Origin of the sequence: Bifidobacterium mizhiense (genome assembly GCF_020884755.1) — a bacterium.
Lineage (GTDB): Bacteria > Actinomycetota > Actinomycetes > Actinomycetales > Bifidobacteriaceae > Bombiscardovia > Bombiscardovia mizhiensis.
The window spans coordinates 489,680-506,403 of sequence record NZ_BPWE01000001.1 but is presented as its reverse complement, the minus strand read 5'-3'; the positions used below and the strand labels follow the sequence as shown (position 1 = coordinate 506,403).

13 protein-coding genes are annotated in these 16,724 nt (G+C 61.1%); 8 read left to right on the top strand and 5 right to left on the bottom strand.

Going from position 1 to position 16,724, the window contains the following annotated elements; genetic code table 11:
* Positions 1-79: 79 nt before the first annotated feature.
* The 3 genes from LPC22_RS02145 to yicI are packed head-to-tail and all read left to right on the top strand — an operon-like array spanning position 80 to position 4,332.
* Positions 80-1,048 carry a carbohydrate ABC transporter permease gene (locus tag LPC22_RS02145; protein ID WP_024626773.1) on the top strand — a complete coding sequence of 323 codons (969 nt, stop codon included), beginning with the start codon at positions 80-82 and terminating at the stop codon, positions 1,046-1,048.
* 4 nt (positions 1,049-1,052) lie between these two features.
* On the top strand, positions 1,053-1,910 hold the full coding sequence (locus LPC22_RS02140) for a carbohydrate ABC transporter permease (RefSeq protein WP_024626772.1): 858 nt from the start codon (positions 1,053-1,055) through the stop codon (positions 1,908-1,910).
* Position 1,911: 1 nt separating this feature from the next.
* Positions 1,912-4,332, top strand: a complete 2,421-nt coding sequence (yicI, locus tag LPC22_RS02135) for an alpha-xylosidase (RefSeq protein WP_229131854.1) — start codon at positions 1,912-1,914, stop codon at positions 4,330-4,332.
* A 432-nt stretch (positions 4,333-4,764) separates the two neighbouring features.
* Here the strand turns inward: yicI and LPC22_RS02130 are convergent, their stop codons facing one another.
* Positions 4,765-5,649, bottom strand: coding sequence for a hypothetical protein (locus LPC22_RS02130; protein ID WP_229131853.1), 885 nt, complete (start codon positions 5,647-5,649; stop codon positions 4,765-4,767).
* Positions 5,650-5,720: 71 nt separating this feature from the next.
* Here LPC22_RS02130 and nusA point away from each other — a divergent pair, with 71 nt between their 5' ends.
* The 5 genes from nusA to ribF all read left to right on the top strand — a co-directional run bounded on the left by nusA (position 5,721) and on the right by ribF (position 12,659).
* Positions 5,721-6,779 (top strand): transcription termination factor NusA, encoded by a 1,059-nt coding sequence (nusA, locus tag LPC22_RS02125; protein WP_229131852.1) that lies wholly within the window; start codon positions 5,721-5,723, stop codon positions 6,777-6,779.
* Positions 6,780-6,962: 183 nt separating this feature from the next.
* Positions 6,963-9,731 (top strand): translation initiation factor IF-2, encoded by a 2,769-nt coding sequence (infB, locus tag LPC22_RS02120; RefSeq protein WP_229131851.1) that lies wholly within the window; start codon positions 6,963-6,965, stop codon positions 9,729-9,731.
* A gap of 129 nt (positions 9,732-9,860) precedes the next feature.
* Complete coding sequence (gene rbfA / locus LPC22_RS02115; protein WP_229131850.1) at positions 9,861-10,364, top strand: 30S ribosome-binding factor RbfA; 504 nt, start codon at positions 9,861-9,863, stop codon at positions 10,362-10,364.
* Positions 10,348-11,406 (top strand): tRNA pseudouridine(55) synthase TruB, encoded by a 1,059-nt coding sequence (gene truB, locus LPC22_RS02110; RefSeq protein WP_229131849.1) that lies wholly within the window; start codon positions 10,348-10,350, stop codon positions 11,404-11,406. Before rbfA ends, truB begins: the two co-directional genes overlap by 17 nt.
* Positions 11,407-11,525: 119 nt before the next feature.
* Positions 11,526-12,659 carry a bifunctional riboflavin kinase/FMN adenylyltransferase gene (gene ribF / locus LPC22_RS02105; RefSeq protein ID WP_229131848.1) on the top strand — a complete coding sequence of 378 codons (1,134 nt, stop codon included), beginning with the start codon at positions 11,526-11,528 and terminating at the stop codon, positions 12,657-12,659.
* 21 nt (positions 12,660-12,680) lie between these two features.
* Here the strand turns inward: ribF and LPC22_RS02100 are convergent, their stop codons facing one another.
* The 4 genes from LPC22_RS02100 to radA all read right to left on the bottom strand — a co-directional run bounded on the left by LPC22_RS02100 (position 12,681) and on the right by radA (position 16,721).
* Positions 12,681-13,448: an amino acid ABC transporter ATP-binding protein gene (locus LPC22_RS02100; RefSeq protein ID WP_229131847.1), complete on the bottom strand. Its 768-nt coding sequence runs from the start codon at positions 13,446-13,448 to the stop codon at positions 12,681-12,683.
* A complete protein-coding gene (locus LPC22_RS02095; protein ID WP_144085064.1) occupies positions 13,445-14,302 on the bottom strand; it encodes an amino acid ABC transporter permease in 858 nt (285 codons plus the stop codon). The genes LPC22_RS02100 and LPC22_RS02095 overlap by 4 nt, the downstream gene beginning before the upstream one ends.
* Positions 14,303-14,327: 25 nt before the next feature.
* Complete coding sequence (locus LPC22_RS02090; RefSeq protein ID WP_029676010.1) at positions 14,328-15,191, bottom strand: ABC transporter substrate-binding protein; 864 nt, start codon at positions 15,189-15,191, stop codon at positions 14,328-14,330.
* Positions 15,192-15,314: 123 nt separating this feature from the next.
* Entirely contained in the window at positions 15,315-16,721 is a 1,407-nt protein-coding gene (gene radA / locus LPC22_RS02085; RefSeq protein ID WP_229131846.1) for a DNA repair protein RadA, read from the bottom strand.
* Between the last annotated feature and the right edge of the window lie 3 nt (positions 16,722-16,724).

Genomic DNA, 16,724 nt, shown 5'->3' with positions numbered 1-16,724 from the left:
CGGCCTCGCCGGCTTCCATCCCGCTGCCATCTGCAGCGGGCCCTGATAGACACATTTTCAGGCTGAGGAGAAACGAACAATGGGATCTCGAAGTGCAAATCCTGCACCGGTCGCTGCCAAGACCGATGAGGAACGCGGGATGTCCAGGATACCGGGCAATCCCTCAAATCGATTCTGGTGGTATCTGATACCGGGGTTGTTGGTTCTTTTATGGATCATCATCGTGCCGGCAATCTGGAACATTTATTTAAGCTTTACCAACTACCGCGGGATACGGCCTCCGCGGTGGATCGGGATTGACAACTGGTCGCGGCTGATCAGGGATGCTACATTCTGGGCTTCTTTCCGCAACTCCATCTGGATGATCGTGGCCATGGTCGTTATCCCCATTCTGATCGGCCTGATTCTGGCCTCGCTGGTCTTCGATGTGGTCCAAAAACGGTTCGGAGCCAAGACCGCTTCAACCATGCGCGCTGTTTACTACTTCCCTCAGCTTCTGCCTATCTCGGTGGCGGCTCTGGTCATGGGCTGGATCTTCCGACCCGAAAACGGCGCTCTCAATGCCATACTCAAAGGGCTGGGACTGGGACGTTTTCAGCATAACTGGCTGGGATCGCCCGATACCGCCTTGATATTCCTGATGATCATCATGATTTGGATCCAGCTGGGTTATCCCCTGGTCATATTCATGTCCGGTCTGCAGCGTGTCGATCCTGAGCTCTACGAAGCGGCGAGTCTGGACGGGGCCAATTGGTGGCAACGGTTCAAAGTCATTACCCTGCCGGCAATCAAGCCGGAAATCTTCGTGGTAGCCCTGACCTGCACCATTGCAGCCTTGAAGGTTTTCGCTCCGGTGTACATGCTGACCAAGGGAGGGCCGGGCGACAGCACCATCGTGCCCTCATACTATTCGTACACGCAGTTCTTCCAATCTCAACAGGTCGGCTATGGCGCCGCCATATCCACGGCTCTGACCATCGTGATCATCGTGATCTCTGTCGTTTTCACCAACGTCCAGCAGCGGGTCGAGCAAGAGGACGAGGAGTAACATCATGACAGCTGTAAGCAAGATTCCCAAGGCACGGAAGAATCGGACGACAGGAGATTGGCTGATTCTGGCCTTGCTGATCGTCGGCGGACTGATCATGCTCTTTCCGTTTTTTGTTCTTCTGCTGAACGCCTTCAAAACCACGGCGGACTACAACGCCTCAGGTCCTCTTTCCTGGCCGCACGAATTCAGCGCCGTTGGACTGGTGAAATTCTGGACCAGAGTTCGATTCCCCCAGAAAGTCTGGAACAGCGTATGGATTTGTGCACTGGTGTCATTTCTGGCTGTCGGGCTGTCGGTGCTCAACTCCTTCGCTCTGGGCATCGGCCGCGTCAAGGGCAGGCGCTGGATCGTCCTGCTGATTATGCTGGCCAACATGATGCCGCAGGAAGCTCTGCTCTATCCGCTCTATATCATGTTCAAGGCCATGGGCCTATACAACTCACAATGGTCGATCGTCATCATATTCACAGTCATTCAGAGCGCGTTCGGCACCTATCTTCTCTCCAGCGTCTACGGAACCTTCCCCAAGGCCATTTTGGAAGCTGCCACAATCGACGGGGCCAGCCGGTGGAGGATTCTCAAAGACATTGTCTTCCCCATCTCCAAGCCCACGCTGAGCGTCATGCTGGTCTTCTTCTTCATCTGGACCTGGAATGAGTACATGATTCCCATGGCCTTCCTGATCGATAATTCCAAGCAGACGGTGCCCATTGCTATCGCGTCGCTGACCGGAGACAGGTTGATGGATGTGACCACCACGGCTGCGGCCTCGCTGATCAGCATCGTACCTACGCTGATCTTCTATCTGATCTTCCAAAGAACCCTTTCCAAGGGCATTACTACAGGAGCTGTGAAATAACATGAAGTTCACCAATGGATATTGGCTGACCCGGCCCGGCGTCGAGGCTCTCTACGCACGTTCTCCCTATGAATTATCGGTAGGACCTGATGGGAGGAGCATCGATGTCCTGGCTACGACCAGGGTCGTGACCGGCAGGGCCGACACTCTGAACCTGCCGACCTTCCGGATCCATGCCACCTCGCCGGCTGAAGGGGTCATCCGGGTGCAGGCAACCCATTGGAAGGGGACCAGGACCTGTCCGGGCTTCCCTGTGCACGAGCAGGATCCTGATTCCGGATTCGTCAAGGCTACCGCTCAAGGCGCTGGCGACGGCGAGGTCGGAGAGGATGGGGCTTCGGTGACTCTGACCTCGGGCAATCTGAGCCTGACCATGACCAAGGGTCCTGTTTTCGACATGGCCTTTGCCTGCGAGGGCAAGGAACTCACCCATGCCAGGGGCAAGTCTTTGGCAAGGTTCGCTCTGGCTCCCGACGCCGCCGTAAGTACGCAACCGGTGGGTGAGTTCGGCGTCGCGCCCACGGCCAGAGCTTATGATGAGTCTCCGGTCTTCACTGCCATGCAACTTGGGCTGACAGTCGGGGAGAGGGTCTACGGCTTCGGCGAAAGATTTGGCCCCTATCTGAAGAACGGGCAGAGCATAGACATCTGGAACGAAGATGGCGGCACAGCCAGCGAACAAGGGTATAAGGACATTCCCTTCTATATGACCAGCAAGGGCTACGGTGTACTGGTCAACAACCGCGGGCATGTCTCCTTCGAAGTGGCCACAGAAAACACGGAGACCGTGCAGTTCAGTGTGCCCGGGGAAGTTCTGGATTTCTATCTGATCGCCGGTCCGAACCCTGAACGAATCCTGGAGCGATACACGGCATTGGTGGGTCGTCCGGCCAAGGTCCCCGCCTGGTCGTATGGGCTCTGGCTGACCACATCCTTCACCACGAAATATGACGAGGAGACCGTGACCTCCATGATCGATGGCATGGCTCAACGGCATATTCCCCTGAGCGTCTTTCACTACGACTGCTATTGGATGAGGGAATTCCACTGGACAGACTTCCAATGGGATCGACGCTTCTTCCCTGACATAGAGGGGACCCTGGGGCGCCTCCACCGGGAGAAGGGGCTGCACGTGTGCGCCTGGATCAATCCATATATCGGGCAGGAAAGTGTCCTCTTTGACCAGGCTGCAGACAAGGGCTACTTGGTTCGCAAGCCCAATGGAGACATATGGCAGACCGATCTTTGGCAGGCTGGCATGGGGTTGGTGGATTTCACTAATCCAGACGCATGCAAGTGGTTCAAAGAGAACGTCAAGCATCTTCTCAAGCAGGGCGTAGATGCCATCAAGACCGATTTCGGCGAGCGCATCCCTGCCGATGTGGTCTGGTTCGACGGTTCGGATCCCGCGAGCATGCATAACTGGTATACGCAACTGTACAATCAGACCGTCTTCAAGGCCATCGAAGAGGTCTACGGAAAAGGGCAGGCTTGCCTGTATGCCCGATCTGCCACGGTGGGAGGCCAGCAGCAACCTGTTCACTGGGGCGGTGACTGCGAGTCCACCTTCAACGGCATGGCGCAGACCTTGCGGGCTGGCCTGTCGTTGGTAAGTTCCGGTTTTGGTTTCTGGAGCCACGATATCGGCGGTTTTGAGGGAGCAAGACCCGACCCTGCCGTTTACAAACGCTGGATAGCATTCGGTCTGCTCTCCTCTCACTCCAGGCTGCATGGCTCCACTGTCTACCGGGTTCCCTGGCTCTTCGATGAGGAGGATCAGCGCAGGGGAGTGGTCAATCCTCCTGAGCAGACCGCAGTGAGTGTGCTGCGAAAGTTCACCAGGTTGAAGATATCCATGATGCCCTACCTCTACCAGGTCGGACTTGGTGCACATGAGCGGGGGATCCCGGTCATGCGTTCCATGTTCATGGAGTTTCCTGACGACAGAACGGCACTGGATTGCGACCGCCAGTACATGCTGGGACCATCGCTTTTGGTGGCGCCGGTTTTTTCCTACACGGGTGATGTGGAATACTACCTGCCCCAGGGGGTATGGACGGATTGGTTCACAGGCCGGCAGGTGGACTGCCGACAGTCCGGCCAGTGGATGCACGAAAAGCATGGCTTCGACACGGTTCCGCTCTGGGTGCGTGATGGCACTGTTTTGGTCACTCGCCCGGGACAGGACTCAACAGAATATGCCTATGGAACCGATTCTACGGTCTCAGTCTTCCTGGCTCACGATGGAAGAGCCAGTGCGACGGTAACCGAGGAAGATGGAAGCAGCCTTGTCTTCCAGGCGGAACGCTCAGGAAACGCAGTAACCATCACTTCCTCCGATGGTCGGGAATTCACCGGTTGCCTAGGTGTGGGCGAGGGTAAGGCTTCCCGGAACGGGCGTCTGGTTCTGTCAGCAGATTGAACAAGGAGGGCTGCATCCGTATAAAGGCTGTCGGTTTGCCGGTCGAGTCGTATGTTCGCGTAATACCACAAGCAGCCCGACACGGCTCTGAGCTTCGAGTTGAGCAAATGAAAAAAGACCGCCCAATGCAGAAGGCGATGCGATGGCCAGCACCCGGTCGCCTCCTGCATTGCACGGGTTCATACCCCCCGCGTTCCTATGGAATGCTCCTGTGGAACACGTTCTATAGTATCACTGCCTGAACCTTTAACGCCACCCGCAAAGTTTCGTGAAATCTACGGTAAGTGATGGTTAATCTATTGTGCTTGGCGATTGATCTTCATGTTTGATCAGGTCTTGAGCACGCATTGGCAGGGCTTGTTCGTATATGCGGATGAGGAAACCTGAGGGTGCGATCAGAGCGGCCTGCGGGCGGCTGATCCGTCTTGGAAGTCAGCGCTTTGGTGTCTGCAGCAGGGTTGACGAAGTGGTCGGGTAGCCAAGGTTCATGGCCATGGACAAGTGGGCTACGATCATGTCAACCAGGGCAAATGTGGCCTCCTGGCGGCTTTTCGCGTTCTGGTTGACATCAGTTCGTATCGTGCCTGAGGATCCGTTCAGTTTTCTCCCCACGGCCAGAAGGGTCCGGGCCGTATCCATCTCGATCAGGGCAGGAGTGGGGGCCTGTATTCCGTTGGCGGGATCGGTGCACTCGTCAGGGTGCGCCAGCAGATCAGTGGTGGGATAGACCCCCTGCCGGGGATCGTGCTTGGTGTGACCGACCAGAATCTGCGCCGCAGTAGTGTGTGCATCGGCTAAGGTCAGCATCCATGCAGCATCCGTCTTGCGGGCCGCAAGGACCGAGAGTTCGAATCCGGAACGGTCTTCGCCGGTGATGGCTTGATCGGCTAATTCGGTGGGCAGCGCCTTGGCCAGCGGATCCAACCGCTGTGCAGCCTGGACCAGCCTGAGCGTAGCCTTTTGGCGATTTACCTGTGCGTCGTCCTGGGAGGCCGTCAAAGCCTGGGCTGCGTGTACCGTAGCTTCGTCCAGGCGAGCAGGGCACTCGCGGGCCGCTTGGACCCAGGCCTGGGCCCGGCTGTCTGCCTGATCCTGCTGAACCCGCTCCGACTGCCTGGCTTGCGTCCACGCCTGCTCGCAGGCTGTGGGGCGGAGATTGTCGGGGTCGTGCTGACTGACATGCACCGCTGAGGATGCGCATCCTGAAATGGTGACGGCCAGCAGAAGCACGCCGATACCGGCTCTCATCCGTCGTGCCAGGATCGCTGGCCGACGACTCGCCCACCCGTGGTATTCAGGAACCGGCTGTGTCTGCATGAAAGGCTAGAATAGTAGGCATTGCAGACTAAAAGAAGCGCAGTCTGAATAACTTCATAGGAGGTCTTGACATGGAACTGGACCTGGCTGAAATTCATCAGCTGGCACACGAACAAGGGATTGATGCCGAGACCTTGGATCAAGCATTGAGCGAGGCCCTTCTTCTGGCCTACCAGAAGTCGCCTCACGCAGCCAAGCACGCACGGGTGGAGCTGGACGAACGTGCGGGGACTTTTACCATTTGGGCACAGGACGAAATCGCTCGGGAGCCCACGCCAGAAGAGCCTGAACCGGGACATGACCTGGGCGAGGAATATGACGACACACCGAAGGACTTCGATCGGTTGGCGGCCTCCACGGCCCGCCAGGTCATCCGCCAGCTCTTCCGCCAGGCTGATGACGAGCGTGTCTTCGGAGCTTTCTCGGGTCAGAAGGGCCATCTGATCACCGGAGTCGTGCAGCAGGATGCCAGCGATCCAGGCAATGTGCATGTGGCCGTAGACAATGTCGAAGCCATTCTGCCCCGCCGCGAGCAGGTGCCTGGAGAGCATTACCGGCACGGCCAGCGGATTCGCGTCTACGTGGTCAATGTCTCCCGTGGGCTCAAGGGGCCGGAAATCATCGTGTCGCGTTCCCACCCGGAGCTGGTCCGTCGCCTCTTTGAGCGGGAGGTGCCTGAGCTGGTCTCCGGCGCAGTCTCCATCATGGCCATCGCTCGTGAGGCCGGGGCCAGGACCAAGATCGCGGTCCGTGCCAACACCAAGGGGGTCAATCCCAAGGGTGCGCTGATCGGTCCGGCTGGCGCTCGCGTCCGTGCCGTCATGGAGAATCTGGGACCCGAGAAGATCGACATTGTGGACTGGTCCAAGGATCCTGCTGAATTCGTAGCGGCGGCCCTGTCCCCGGCCGTGGTCCGCCAGGTGCAGATCGTCAGCGAGTCCAACCGCACGGCCATTGCCTTTATCAAGGACGCCCAGCTCTCCCTGGCCATCGGCAAAGAGGGCCAGAACGCCCGTCTGGCCGCCAAGTTGACCGGCTGGAAGATCGGCATCGAGTCCGAGGAGGCCCACCAGCAAAAATTGCGTGAGCTGCAGGCGCAATCGACTTCGGCTGCTGGTGAAGACGCCTGAGAGCAAACATCCGACGACGCGAGTATGCTGGATCCGGTATCCCGAGTCCGGTGGTTCATGCCGTCGGCCCCGGCACAGAGACGAGGTAACACGATCATGGTCGCACGATGAGACAGGATATGTTCGCCGTCATCAAAGAGTGATCGCGCCGGTCATATGCGCGGTCCGGTAAGGAGAAAGTAAGTGCCCAAAGCACGCGTGTATGAGCTGGCCAAGGAATTTGGCGTAGACAGCAAGACTGTTCTGGCGAAATTGAAGGACATGGGCGAGTTCGTCAAGTCCGCATCCTCTACTGTTGAGGCCCCAGTGGTTCGTCGACTCAAGAACGCTTTCCCTCAGAAGGGACAGGGTGACGCCGGTCAGGCCGCTGCACGAAATGCACGTCCCGGCAGTCCCAATCATGGAAGCAGCCAGGGTCAGCATGGCCGCCCGCAGTCCGGTGGCACTCAGAAATCCATGTCTGCGCCCAAGCCCGGACAGGACCGTCGGCCCTCGGCGGGTGGCGACGCCCCACGGGGTCAGCAGCGTCCCGGTGGTCACTTCCCCAAGCCCGGTGCCCCTCAGGGCAACCGCAATGAGCATGGGCAGCGCAATCAGTCCCGTGGGCCCAAGCCTTCAGCCATGGGTAGGCCCGGCCCTCAGGGGTCGCGCAACAATGGTCGCCCCGGCGGATCCAACGCTGCAGCAGCGCGTCATGGCGCACGGCCGGGAGCGTCCACGCCTCGTCCAGGCAACAATCCTTTCAGCCGCAAGCAGGGGATGAAGGCCCCTATGCCTTCAGACATCCCCAGGCCACACCCCATGGCCAGGCCCACCGTCAACGACTCCCGCAGGGGCCGGGGCGGGTTCCGCAACGGTCGTGGTGGCCGTTCCGGGCAGGGCGCCCGTCCAGGGCAGTGGGGCCATAGCCGTCCCGGTCAGCAGACGCATCAGGGCGGCGGCCGTTTCGGTGGCGCTTCATCGGCACCCTCAGGCGGTTTCCGCGGCGGTTCAGGCCGTGGCGGTCGCGGTCGTGGCGGCGCTGCTGGAGCCTTCGGTCGCCAGGGAGGCAAGTCCTCCAAGGCCCGCAAGAATCGGATGGCCAAGAGGCATGAATTCCAGGAGATGAAGGCACCCGTCATCGGCGGCGTGCGCATCCCTGCAGGCAACGGTCGTACTGTCCAGTTGCGTCAGGGCGCCACCCTGGCCGATCTGGCCGACAAGATCAACGTCAATCCCGCCGCCCTGGTTACGGTGCTCTTCCACCTTGGCGAGATGGCCACGGCCACCCAGTCCCTGGATGAGGCCACCTTCCAAATCCTGGGCGACGAGATCGGATGGAAGATCCGCATCGTTTCAGCCGAGGAGGAGGACAAGGAGCTTCTTCAGCAGTTCGACATCAACCTGGACGAAGAACGTGAGGGCCAGGATGACGCGAACCTGCAGCCCAGGCCTCCGGTAGTTACGGTCATGGGCCACGTCGACCACGGCAAGACCCGTCTGCTGGACACCATCCGCAAGACCAATACGACCACCCAGGAGGCCGGTGGCATCACCCAGCGTATCGGTGCCTACCAGGCCACGGTCACCCTGGACGGGGAGGATCGCAAGATCACCTTCCTGGATACCCCTGGCCACGAGGCCTTTACGGCTATGCGTGCCCGTGGTGCTGAGCTGACCGATGTGGCCATCCTGGTGGTGGCCGCAGACGACGGCGTCATGCCTCAGACCGTTGAGGCCATCAATCACGCCCAGGCTGCTCATGTACCCATCGTGGTGGCTGTCAACAAGATCGATGTCGAGGGAGCCAATCCCCAGAAGGTGCGCGGTCAGTTGACCGAGTTCGGTCTGGTATCCGAAGAGTACGGCGGCGACACCATGTTCGTCGACATCTCCGCCAAGCTGGGCACCAACGTGGACAAGCTCCTGGAGGCCGTCCTGTTGACTGCCGACGCTGACCTTGACCTTCGGGCCAACCCCGACATGGACGCTCGAGGCGCCACGGTCGAGGCCCGTCTGGACAAGGGCCGTGGAGCAGTAGCCACCGTGCTGGTCCAGCAGGGGACCCTGCACGTGGGCGATGCCATCGTGGCTGGATCGGCCTACGGCCGTGTGCGCGCCATGCTCGACGAGAACGGTCGGCAGATGGATGCCGCCGGTCCTTCCACACCTGTCCAGGTGCTGGGGCTTACCTCGGTGCCCACTGCCGGCGACCTCTTCCTGGTTGCGCCCGACGATCGTACCGCTCGACAGATCGCCGAGAAGCGCGAGGCCTCTGCCCGTGCCGCTCAGCTGGCCAAGCGCCGCAAGGTGGTCTCTCTGGAGAGCCTGAAGGAGCAGTTCGCCAAGTCCGAGGTGGACATGCTCAACATCGTCATCAAGGGCGATTCCTCCGGCTCGGTCGAGGCCCTGGAGGACTCCCTGATGAAGATCGAGGTCTCCGACGAGGTCGGGATCCAGGTCATCCACCGGGGCGTGGGCGCCATTACCCAGAACGATGTCAACCTGGCCACGGTCGACAAGGCCGTTATCATCGGCTTCAACGTCAGGCCCAACCGGCAGGTCCAGGATCTGGCCGACCGCGAGGGTGTGGAGATCAAGTACTACTCGGTCATCTACAACGCCATCGAGGACATCGAGGCTGCGCTCAAGGGCATGCTCAAGCCGGAGTACGAGGAGGTCACCACCTCCCACTCCGAGATCCGCGAGATCTTCCGTTCCTCCAAGTTCGGCAACATCGCGGGTGTCATGGTTCAGGACGGCACCGTCAAGCGGGGCACCAAGGCTCGCATCGCCCGCAACGGGGTGGTCACCATCAACGACCTGGAGATCTCCTCCCTGCGCCGGTTCAAGGACGATGTCAACGAGGTGTCCGAGGGCTACGAGGCTGGTATCAACCTGGGCTCCTTCAACGACATCGAGGTGGGCGACATCATCGAGACCTACGAGATGCAGGAAGTGGAGCGCAAGTAGAGCCTGTCGACCTTCCGACTACATGTCGGAGGATCTGTGGCGATCCGCCCCGGTCTGGGTACTCCCTGGCCGGGGCGGATGTCCATGAATGCGACGATTGGTCATAGACGGTTCGAGAAAGGAATCATGATGGCTGGAAATCCCCGCGCTGTACGCATAGCGGCCCTGATACAACGGGTCGTGGCTTCTGCGCTGGAGTCCCAGATGCACGACAAGCGCCTGGCAGGGGTCACCGTCACTGAGGTTCGGGTCACCAACGACCTGCAGATAGCCAAAATCTACTGGACCCAGCTGGGTAGGTCCGGTCATGAGGCTGGGGAACGCAAACGCGCCCAGCAAGCCCTGCGGCAGGCCTCCGGTCGGCTGCGTACCCTGGTCGGTGCCCGGGCTGGTCTGCGGCTGACACCTACGCTGCGCTTCATCTATGATGAGGTGCCTGCCGAGGCGACCGAGATCGAGGATGTGCTGACTGCAGCCCGTCACCGGGACGAGGCCATGGCCAAGGCCCGGGTCAATGCCAGCTATGCTGGCGACCCCGATCCATACCGCCATGACGACAAGGAAGAGGCCGATGGTTCGGACTCTGCTCCTAATGAGTCTGCAGCTGAGGATGCGGATGAAGCCGACCGCTGAGCCGTCGGGCCTGATGGATTCCAGTCATGGTGAACCGACCTCGGGCATCATCCTCGTTGACAAGCCGAGCGGTGTGACCAGCCATGACGTGGTGGCAGCCGTCCGGTCCAGCCTCGGCATGCGCCGCGTAGGCCACGCCGGGACCCTGGATCCCATGGCCACCGGCCTGTTGGTTATTGGATTCGGTCAGGCCACGCGCTTGCTGACTGTCATCGTCGGTCATGACAAAACCTACCGGGCCACCATGCGTCTGGGGCTGGGCACCACCACGGATGATGCGGACGGGGATTTGTTGCCGGTGCGTCCTGGAGCTGCGCAGAGGGTGGACGAGCTGACAGCTCAGGGTCTGCAGGATCTGATTGATCGCTGCTTCACCGGCTGGATCGACCAAGTGCCCGATGCCTTCTCCGCCATTAAGGTCAAGGGCAGGCGGGCCTATGACCTGGCTCGGGCAGGCCAGGAGGTCAAGCTGGAACCCCGCCGCATTCGGATTGCATCCTTCCGTCTGCTGGACTTGCGCCGTGTGGACCTGCCCGACCAGGGCACCAGGGTGGTCGATGCGGATGTGGAAGTGACCTGCTCCAGCGGCACCTACATCCGAGCCCTGGCTCGCGATCTGGGCGAGCGACTGGATCTGGGCGGCCACCTGACTGCCCTAAGAAGGATTCGTGTGGGTCCATTCGACCTGGAGGATTCCGACCTGACATCCAGGGTACTGGGCGGTCATGTGGCCCCTCACACCTACCGGAACCGGCAAGGTCAGACGGCTGTCCGCAGTCGTATGGTTCTGGACCGTGACCGACAGGCGATCTTGGATGATTCGCTGAGTTTGGCACAGGCGGCACGTATGAGCATGCCCGTCCTGAGCCTGGATACCGATCAGGCCGCCAGAGTGGCCAATGGTGGATTCTTGGATCTGCCTGTCGCCGGGCCCACGGCCGCCCTGGCCGGACCTGCTGGCAGGCAACGTCTGGCTGCCATCCTAGTGCCCAGTTCACGGGGCGGGGCCAAGCCGGATGTGGTCTTCCATACAGAGGCCTGAGCGGGCAGGCTCGGGTTTGGCCCTAGGGTCTTGCCAGGGTGCGACGGTAGGCATACAGTGCTTAAGGAATTTTCGGCGCCCGGGTTCGGGGGCCGCCATGACTAAGTGATGGGAAGCGGATGAAGGTCAGCCATGTCAGCCCGGATGAGTCGGGCATTGTCAGGTGGCCGGGAACCTTGGGGGCCCGGTCCAGCGTGGTCACCATCGGTGTCTTTGATGGCATGCATCGGGGTCATCAGGCCCTCCTGCGCCGGGTGGTCGAGCTCGCGGCCAAGGGTCGGGATCGGTCCATGGCCATGGTCTTCGACCCCAGTCCCAAACTGGTCCACAGCTATGCTGACAGCCATGACATGACTGAACCGTCCCTGGATCTGATTCGCCATGACCCTGATCAGATCATGCGGCTGGAGGAGCGCCTGCGGCTCATGGCCCAACTGGGGCTGGAGCAGGTTGTGGTGGTGCGATACACGCTGGCCTTTGCAGCCAAGTCCTATCGGTTCTTCCTCAAGCAGCTTACCGAACAGTTGGCCATGCGGACGTTGGTCCTGGGCCGCGACGCGCAGATGGGCGCAGGGCGGGTCGGCGATATCAAGGCCATTGGTGATCTGGCAGATACAGGACTGTTCAACTTGGAAGTCGTGGATGACCAGGGTCCGGGTGACTGCACCCTGCCTGACGCTGACGGCCTGGCGCGACGTCGGGTAAGGGCCTGGAGCAGCTCTCATCTTCGGCAGCTGATCCTGGATGGCGATGTGGATACGGCCCTGGATATTCTGGGCCGGCCACACATGGTTCAAGGCATCGTGGTCCATGGGGAGCAGCGGGGCCGCCGCTTGGGATTCCCGACTGCCAATCTAGCACCCGACAGTCAGGGGATGATGCCCGCAGACGGGGTCTATGCGGGCTGGCTGGTCGACCTGGGTCTGCCTACGGATCCTATGGCGACGCCGGAGGGACGAGAGGGTCGGCTGGCTCAGGGTTCGCCCTGGCGAATGCCTGCCGCCATCTCCATTGGCACCAAGGAGACCTTCCTAGCCCCAGGAGAACAGGTGCCAAGAATCCTGGAGGCCAACGCTGTACGGCAGGATTGGGTGGATCTGTACGGCCACTGGGTCCGCGTGGAGTTCCTCAGCCATCTGCGCGGTCAGAAGCGGTATGCGGGCGAGGAGCCCCTCAGGCGACAACTGGCTCTGGATGCCGATCGCACCCTGGAACTGACCCAGGCGGCAGAAAGAGCGTTTTCCGCCGACTGAAGACTGTAGGCACCTGGGAACTCACAGTCCTCGGAAGTGGCTGAAGAATTCCCTGGTGCGCGGATTCTCGGACTCGTCCATGACCTCTTGCGGTGTTCCGTTCTCGGCGATGACGCCGTCCAGCAGCAGGACCACCCGGTTGGCCGCATGATGGGCGAAACTCATCTCGTGGGTGGCCATGAGGATGGTGGTGCCACCAGCGGTCAGTTCCGATACCATGGCCAGAACCTCGTCCACCAGCATGGGGTCCAGGGCTGAGGTGATCTCATCCAGCAGGAGCAGTTCCGGGTCGGTCATCAGGGCTCGGGCGATGGCCACCCGTTGCTGCTGTCCACCGGAGAGCTGATCGGGGTAGGCTCCGGCCTTCTTCCTCATGCCGATCCGGTCCAGGAGTTCCAGGGCTCGCTCTCTGGCTTCTTCCTTGGGCATGCCATGAACCTTGACGGCCCCCAGGGTCACGTTTTTTAGGACGTTCATGTGGGGGAAGAGGTTGAACTGCTGGAAGACCACGCCGATTCTGGCTCGGCAGGCATCCTGGTTGATACGGGGGTCGGTAATATCGGTGCCGCCCAGCCAGATCCTTCCGTCGTTGACGGTCTCCAGCAGGTTGATGCACTTCATCAAGGTGGACTTGCCCGACCCGGATGGGCCCAGCAGGGCCACGGTCTCATGGGGCATGATGGTCATGGAGATGCCGCGCAGGACCTTGTTGCCACCAGGGTAGGTCTTTCGCACATTCTCCAGACGGAGCACCGGCTGGTTCTGTTCGGCGCCTGCCTGTTCGCTCATACCATGCCTCCGCTCTGTTCGCGCTTGCGCAGCCGGTTGGAATACCAGTCGTTGAGAAGAATGAAGGGGACCGAGGTGGCGATGAAGAGCACCGAGGCCACCACGTATGGAGTGAAGTTGTAGGAGGTGGCCACGATGATCTGGGCCGCTCTGACCGCGTCCACAGCACCTAGAACCGAGATCAGTCCCACGTCCTTCTGCATGGAGATGAAGTCGTTCATCAGTGCCGGTGCCACCTTGCGCAGGGCCTGGGGAATGACGACCAGACGCATGGTCTGCCCCGAAGTCAGGCCCAGTGAGCGGGCCGACGCCCTCTGGGAGGGGCCGACATCCTGGAAGCCGGCCCTAAGCACCTCGGCGATGTAGGCCGAATAGGAGAGGATGATCGCCACGGTGCCCAGCAGGGCTGCCGGAATCCGGTTGAAGATGGCCAGCCCGGGAATGCCGAAGCCGATCAGGTAGAGAACCACGATCATGGGGATGCCTCTCATGATCGTGGTGTAGACCTGGGCAAGCACCCGCAGGGGGAAGAGCAGTGGGTTCCGGCTGGTGCGGATCATGGCCAGCAGGGTGCCCAGCAGTGCCACGCCGATGACTGCGAAGAAGAGGACCTCCAGATTGAGCCAGAGCCCCTGGAGGACCTTGGGGAAGGCTTGGGCGAAGTAGGCGCCGGAGAAAAACGACTGTTTGACTCGGGGCCAGCCGGGTGAGGCGTGCAGCCCTAGGGCAATAAGCAGGGCCAGTACAAGCGTGCTGGCGATGCTGATTGCCACGGAGCGCAGATTCTGTCGACGGCCATAGCGTTCCCGTTCCCGTTGGATATCGCTGACCGCGTCCTGTGCCGAGGGGGCCATGAACGACAAGGTTTCCTTTCTTCTCTCAGCCCAGGGTGGGCAGGGAGGTGTAGACGTGCAGCCACTGCTTCTGCAGCTTGTCCAGGGTTCCATCCTTCTTCAGGGTGGTGACAGCCTTGGAAGCGGCCGGGGTCAGCTTGGAGCCCTTAGGCAGGACTATGCCCATGCCCTCCGGGTCCTGCGATCCCTTGATCTGCCCGAGGATCTTGGCATCCTTGACCTGCTTGGAATCGACCATGGTCACGGCTGAAGGAGTATCCACAACAAGCGCGTCGATCTGGTTGGCATCCAAGGCCTGGGATGAAGCCACGTCGTCATTGAAGGTGTCGATGTCAGGCTTGACCAGCTTGTGGGCCATCTCGTAGGAGGTGGAGCCGACCATGGCTCCTATCTTGGCGTCCTTGATCTGGGCAAGGGAGGTGGCAGAAGCGTATGGCGAGTTTTTCCTGACGACCAGCGACTGGGTGGAGTTGTAGTAGCTGGGTGTGAAGTCCACAGCCTGACGGCGCTCCGGGGTGATGGAGAACTGCTGGATGTTCAGATCGTAGTCCTTGCTGCCTGGGGCGATGGCGGCATCAAAGGTGGTCCGGGTCCAAGTGACGTGTGCCTTGTCGAAGCCCATTTTCTCTGCCACTGCATAGGCCACGGCCGCCTCGTAGCCCTTGCCGGATTCTGGCTTGTTGTCCTGCACGTATGGGGCGTAGGCCGGATCTCCGGTGGCAATGGTCAGGTTGCCGGGTTTGATGGTCTGCTGGGTGATGTCTTGCTTGTCTGCTGACTGCCCGCTGTTGCCCGATGAGGAGCCACAGGCCGCGCCGGCCATGAGCGTGACTGTCGTGAGTGCGGCCGCCGTCAGCCTGCGTATGGTTTTCCTGGTGAAGATGGTCATGCTGATCTGCTCCTCGCGATGATGATGGGTGTCGGTCTTCCGGCGACTCCATCCTAGTCCGGCAGGTTAACGAGTCGGCAGGTGAGCGCCATAGGGTGCGATAGGGGACCAGCGGCCGCTGGCTCAGACCAGTCCCAGGGCCTCCAGGGCCTCGGCCAGATAGGTGACCTCGACCACTTCCAGTCCCTGAATGGGCTTGCGACCTCTTGAATGCCGGTCGGGCGGAACCAGCGCTCGCGTAAATCCCAGACGAGCGGCCTCCTGTAGGCGGTGGTTGAGCTGAGGCACAGGCCTGACCTGCCCTGTCAACGAAATCTCGCCCATGGCACAGGTCGTGCGCAGGATGGGCCGGGACTTGGCTGCACTGGCCAGGGCGGCCACGATGGCCAGGTCGCATCCGGGTTCCTTGGCCAGCCCGCCGGCGATGGTGGACACATACAGGTCCCTTGTCAGCAGATTGACACGGCCGTGGCGGTAGAGCACCGCGGCCAGCATGGCCAGGCGGTTGGCATCGATCCCGTTGGTGTTGCGTCTGGGCGTGGGCAGAACCGAGGAAGTGACCAGGGCCTGGATCTCGATGGGCAGACTGCGGTGGCCGTCCAAGGTAAAGGTCACACAGGTGCCCTCCACCTCCTGCCCGGTCGTGGACAGGAAGAGCCCGGTGGGATCGCTGACCTCCTCGATACCCTGTTCACCCATGTCGAAGCAGCCCACCTCGTCGGTGGGGCCGAACCGGTTCTTGACGGCTCTCAGTAGGCGCAGGGCGGTCTGGGAGTCGCCTTCGAACTGGCAGACCACATCGACCAGATGCTCCAGGGTCCGTGGTCCGGCGATGGAGCCGTCCTTGGTCACGTGGCCGACCAGGAGGATGGGGATGTCGTGCGATTTGGCCATGTCGATCAGGCTGATGGCCACCTCACGCACCTGTGTGGAGCCTCCGGAGATGCCGTCAACCTGGTTGGAGACGATGGTCTGGGCTGAGTCCACGATGGCCAGTGCCGGCTTTTCACGCTCGATCAGCCCCAGCACCGTGGCCAGGTCGGTCGTGGAAGCCAGCAGCAGCGAGTCCTTGAGGGCCCCCACCCGACTGGCCCGCATTCGCACCTGGGCCTGGGACTCCTCGCCCGACAGGTAGAGCACCTTGCCTCCCTGGCCGCCCCGGCCGGCTACGCGGCCGGCTGTCTCCAGCAGGAGGGTGGACTTGCCTATTCCCGGCTCGCCGGCAAGGAGGATGACCGACCCGGGTACGATGCCTCCGCCCAGCACTCGGTCGAACTCCTCGAATCCTGTGGGGATGCGCTTGACCTGGTCCGTGCCCACCCTGGTGATGGGCCGGGCCAGGCCGGTCTTTGGAGGCGCAGGCGCCGTGTGGCTGCCTCCTGAGGAGGACAAGCCCCCTCCTGCACCCACGCGGGCTTCGTGGAACTCTTCGATGGTTCCCCACTGGCCGCATTCCGGGCAGCGTCCGAACCACTTGCCGCCGGTCCATCCGCACTCCGTGCATACGTATTGCGTCGTCGTCTTGGCCATACC

What these genes read in the sequence shown, in the direction of transcription:
- LPC22_RS02145 (WP_024626773.1), top strand. Translation starts at nt 80, where the DNA reads ATGGGATCTCGAAGTGCAAATCCTGCACCGGTCGCTGCCAAGACCGAT.
- LPC22_RS02140 (WP_024626772.1), top strand. Translation starts at nt 1,053, where the DNA reads ATGACAGCTGTAAGCAAGATTCCCAAGGCACGGAAGAATCGGACGACA.
- yicI (WP_229131854.1), top strand. Translation starts at nt 1,912, where the DNA reads ATGAAGTTCACCAATGGATATTGGCTGACCCGGCCCGGCGTCGAGGCT.
- LPC22_RS02130 (WP_229131853.1), bottom strand. Translation starts at nt 5,649, where the DNA reads ATGCAGACACAGCCGGTTCCTGAATACCACGGGTGGGCGAGTCGTCGG.
- nusA (WP_229131852.1), top strand. Translation starts at nt 5,721, where the DNA reads ATGGAACTGGACCTGGCTGAAATTCATCAGCTGGCACACGAACAAGGG.
- rbfA (WP_229131850.1), top strand. Translation starts at nt 9,861, where the DNA reads ATGGCTGGAAATCCCCGCGCTGTACGCATAGCGGCCCTGATACAACGG.
- truB (WP_229131849.1), top strand. Translation starts at nt 10,348, where the DNA reads ATGAAGCCGACCGCTGAGCCGTCGGGCCTGATGGATTCCAGTCATGGT.
- ribF (WP_229131848.1), top strand. Translation starts at nt 11,526, where the DNA reads ATGAAGGTCAGCCATGTCAGCCCGGATGAGTCGGGCATTGTCAGGTGG.
- LPC22_RS02100 (WP_229131847.1), bottom strand. Translation starts at nt 13,448, where the DNA reads ATGAGCGAACAGGCAGGCGCCGAACAGAACCAGCCGGTGCTCCGTCTG.
- LPC22_RS02095 (WP_144085064.1), bottom strand. Translation starts at nt 14,302, where the DNA reads ATGGCCCCCTCGGCACAGGACGCGGTCAGCGATATCCAACGGGAACGG.
- LPC22_RS02090 (WP_029676010.1), bottom strand. Translation starts at nt 15,191, where the DNA reads ATGACCATCTTCACCAGGAAAACCATACGCAGGCTGACGGCGGCCGCA.
- radA (WP_229131846.1), bottom strand. Translation starts at nt 16,721, where the DNA reads ATGGCCAAGACGACGACGCAATACGTATGCACGGAGTGCGGATGGACC.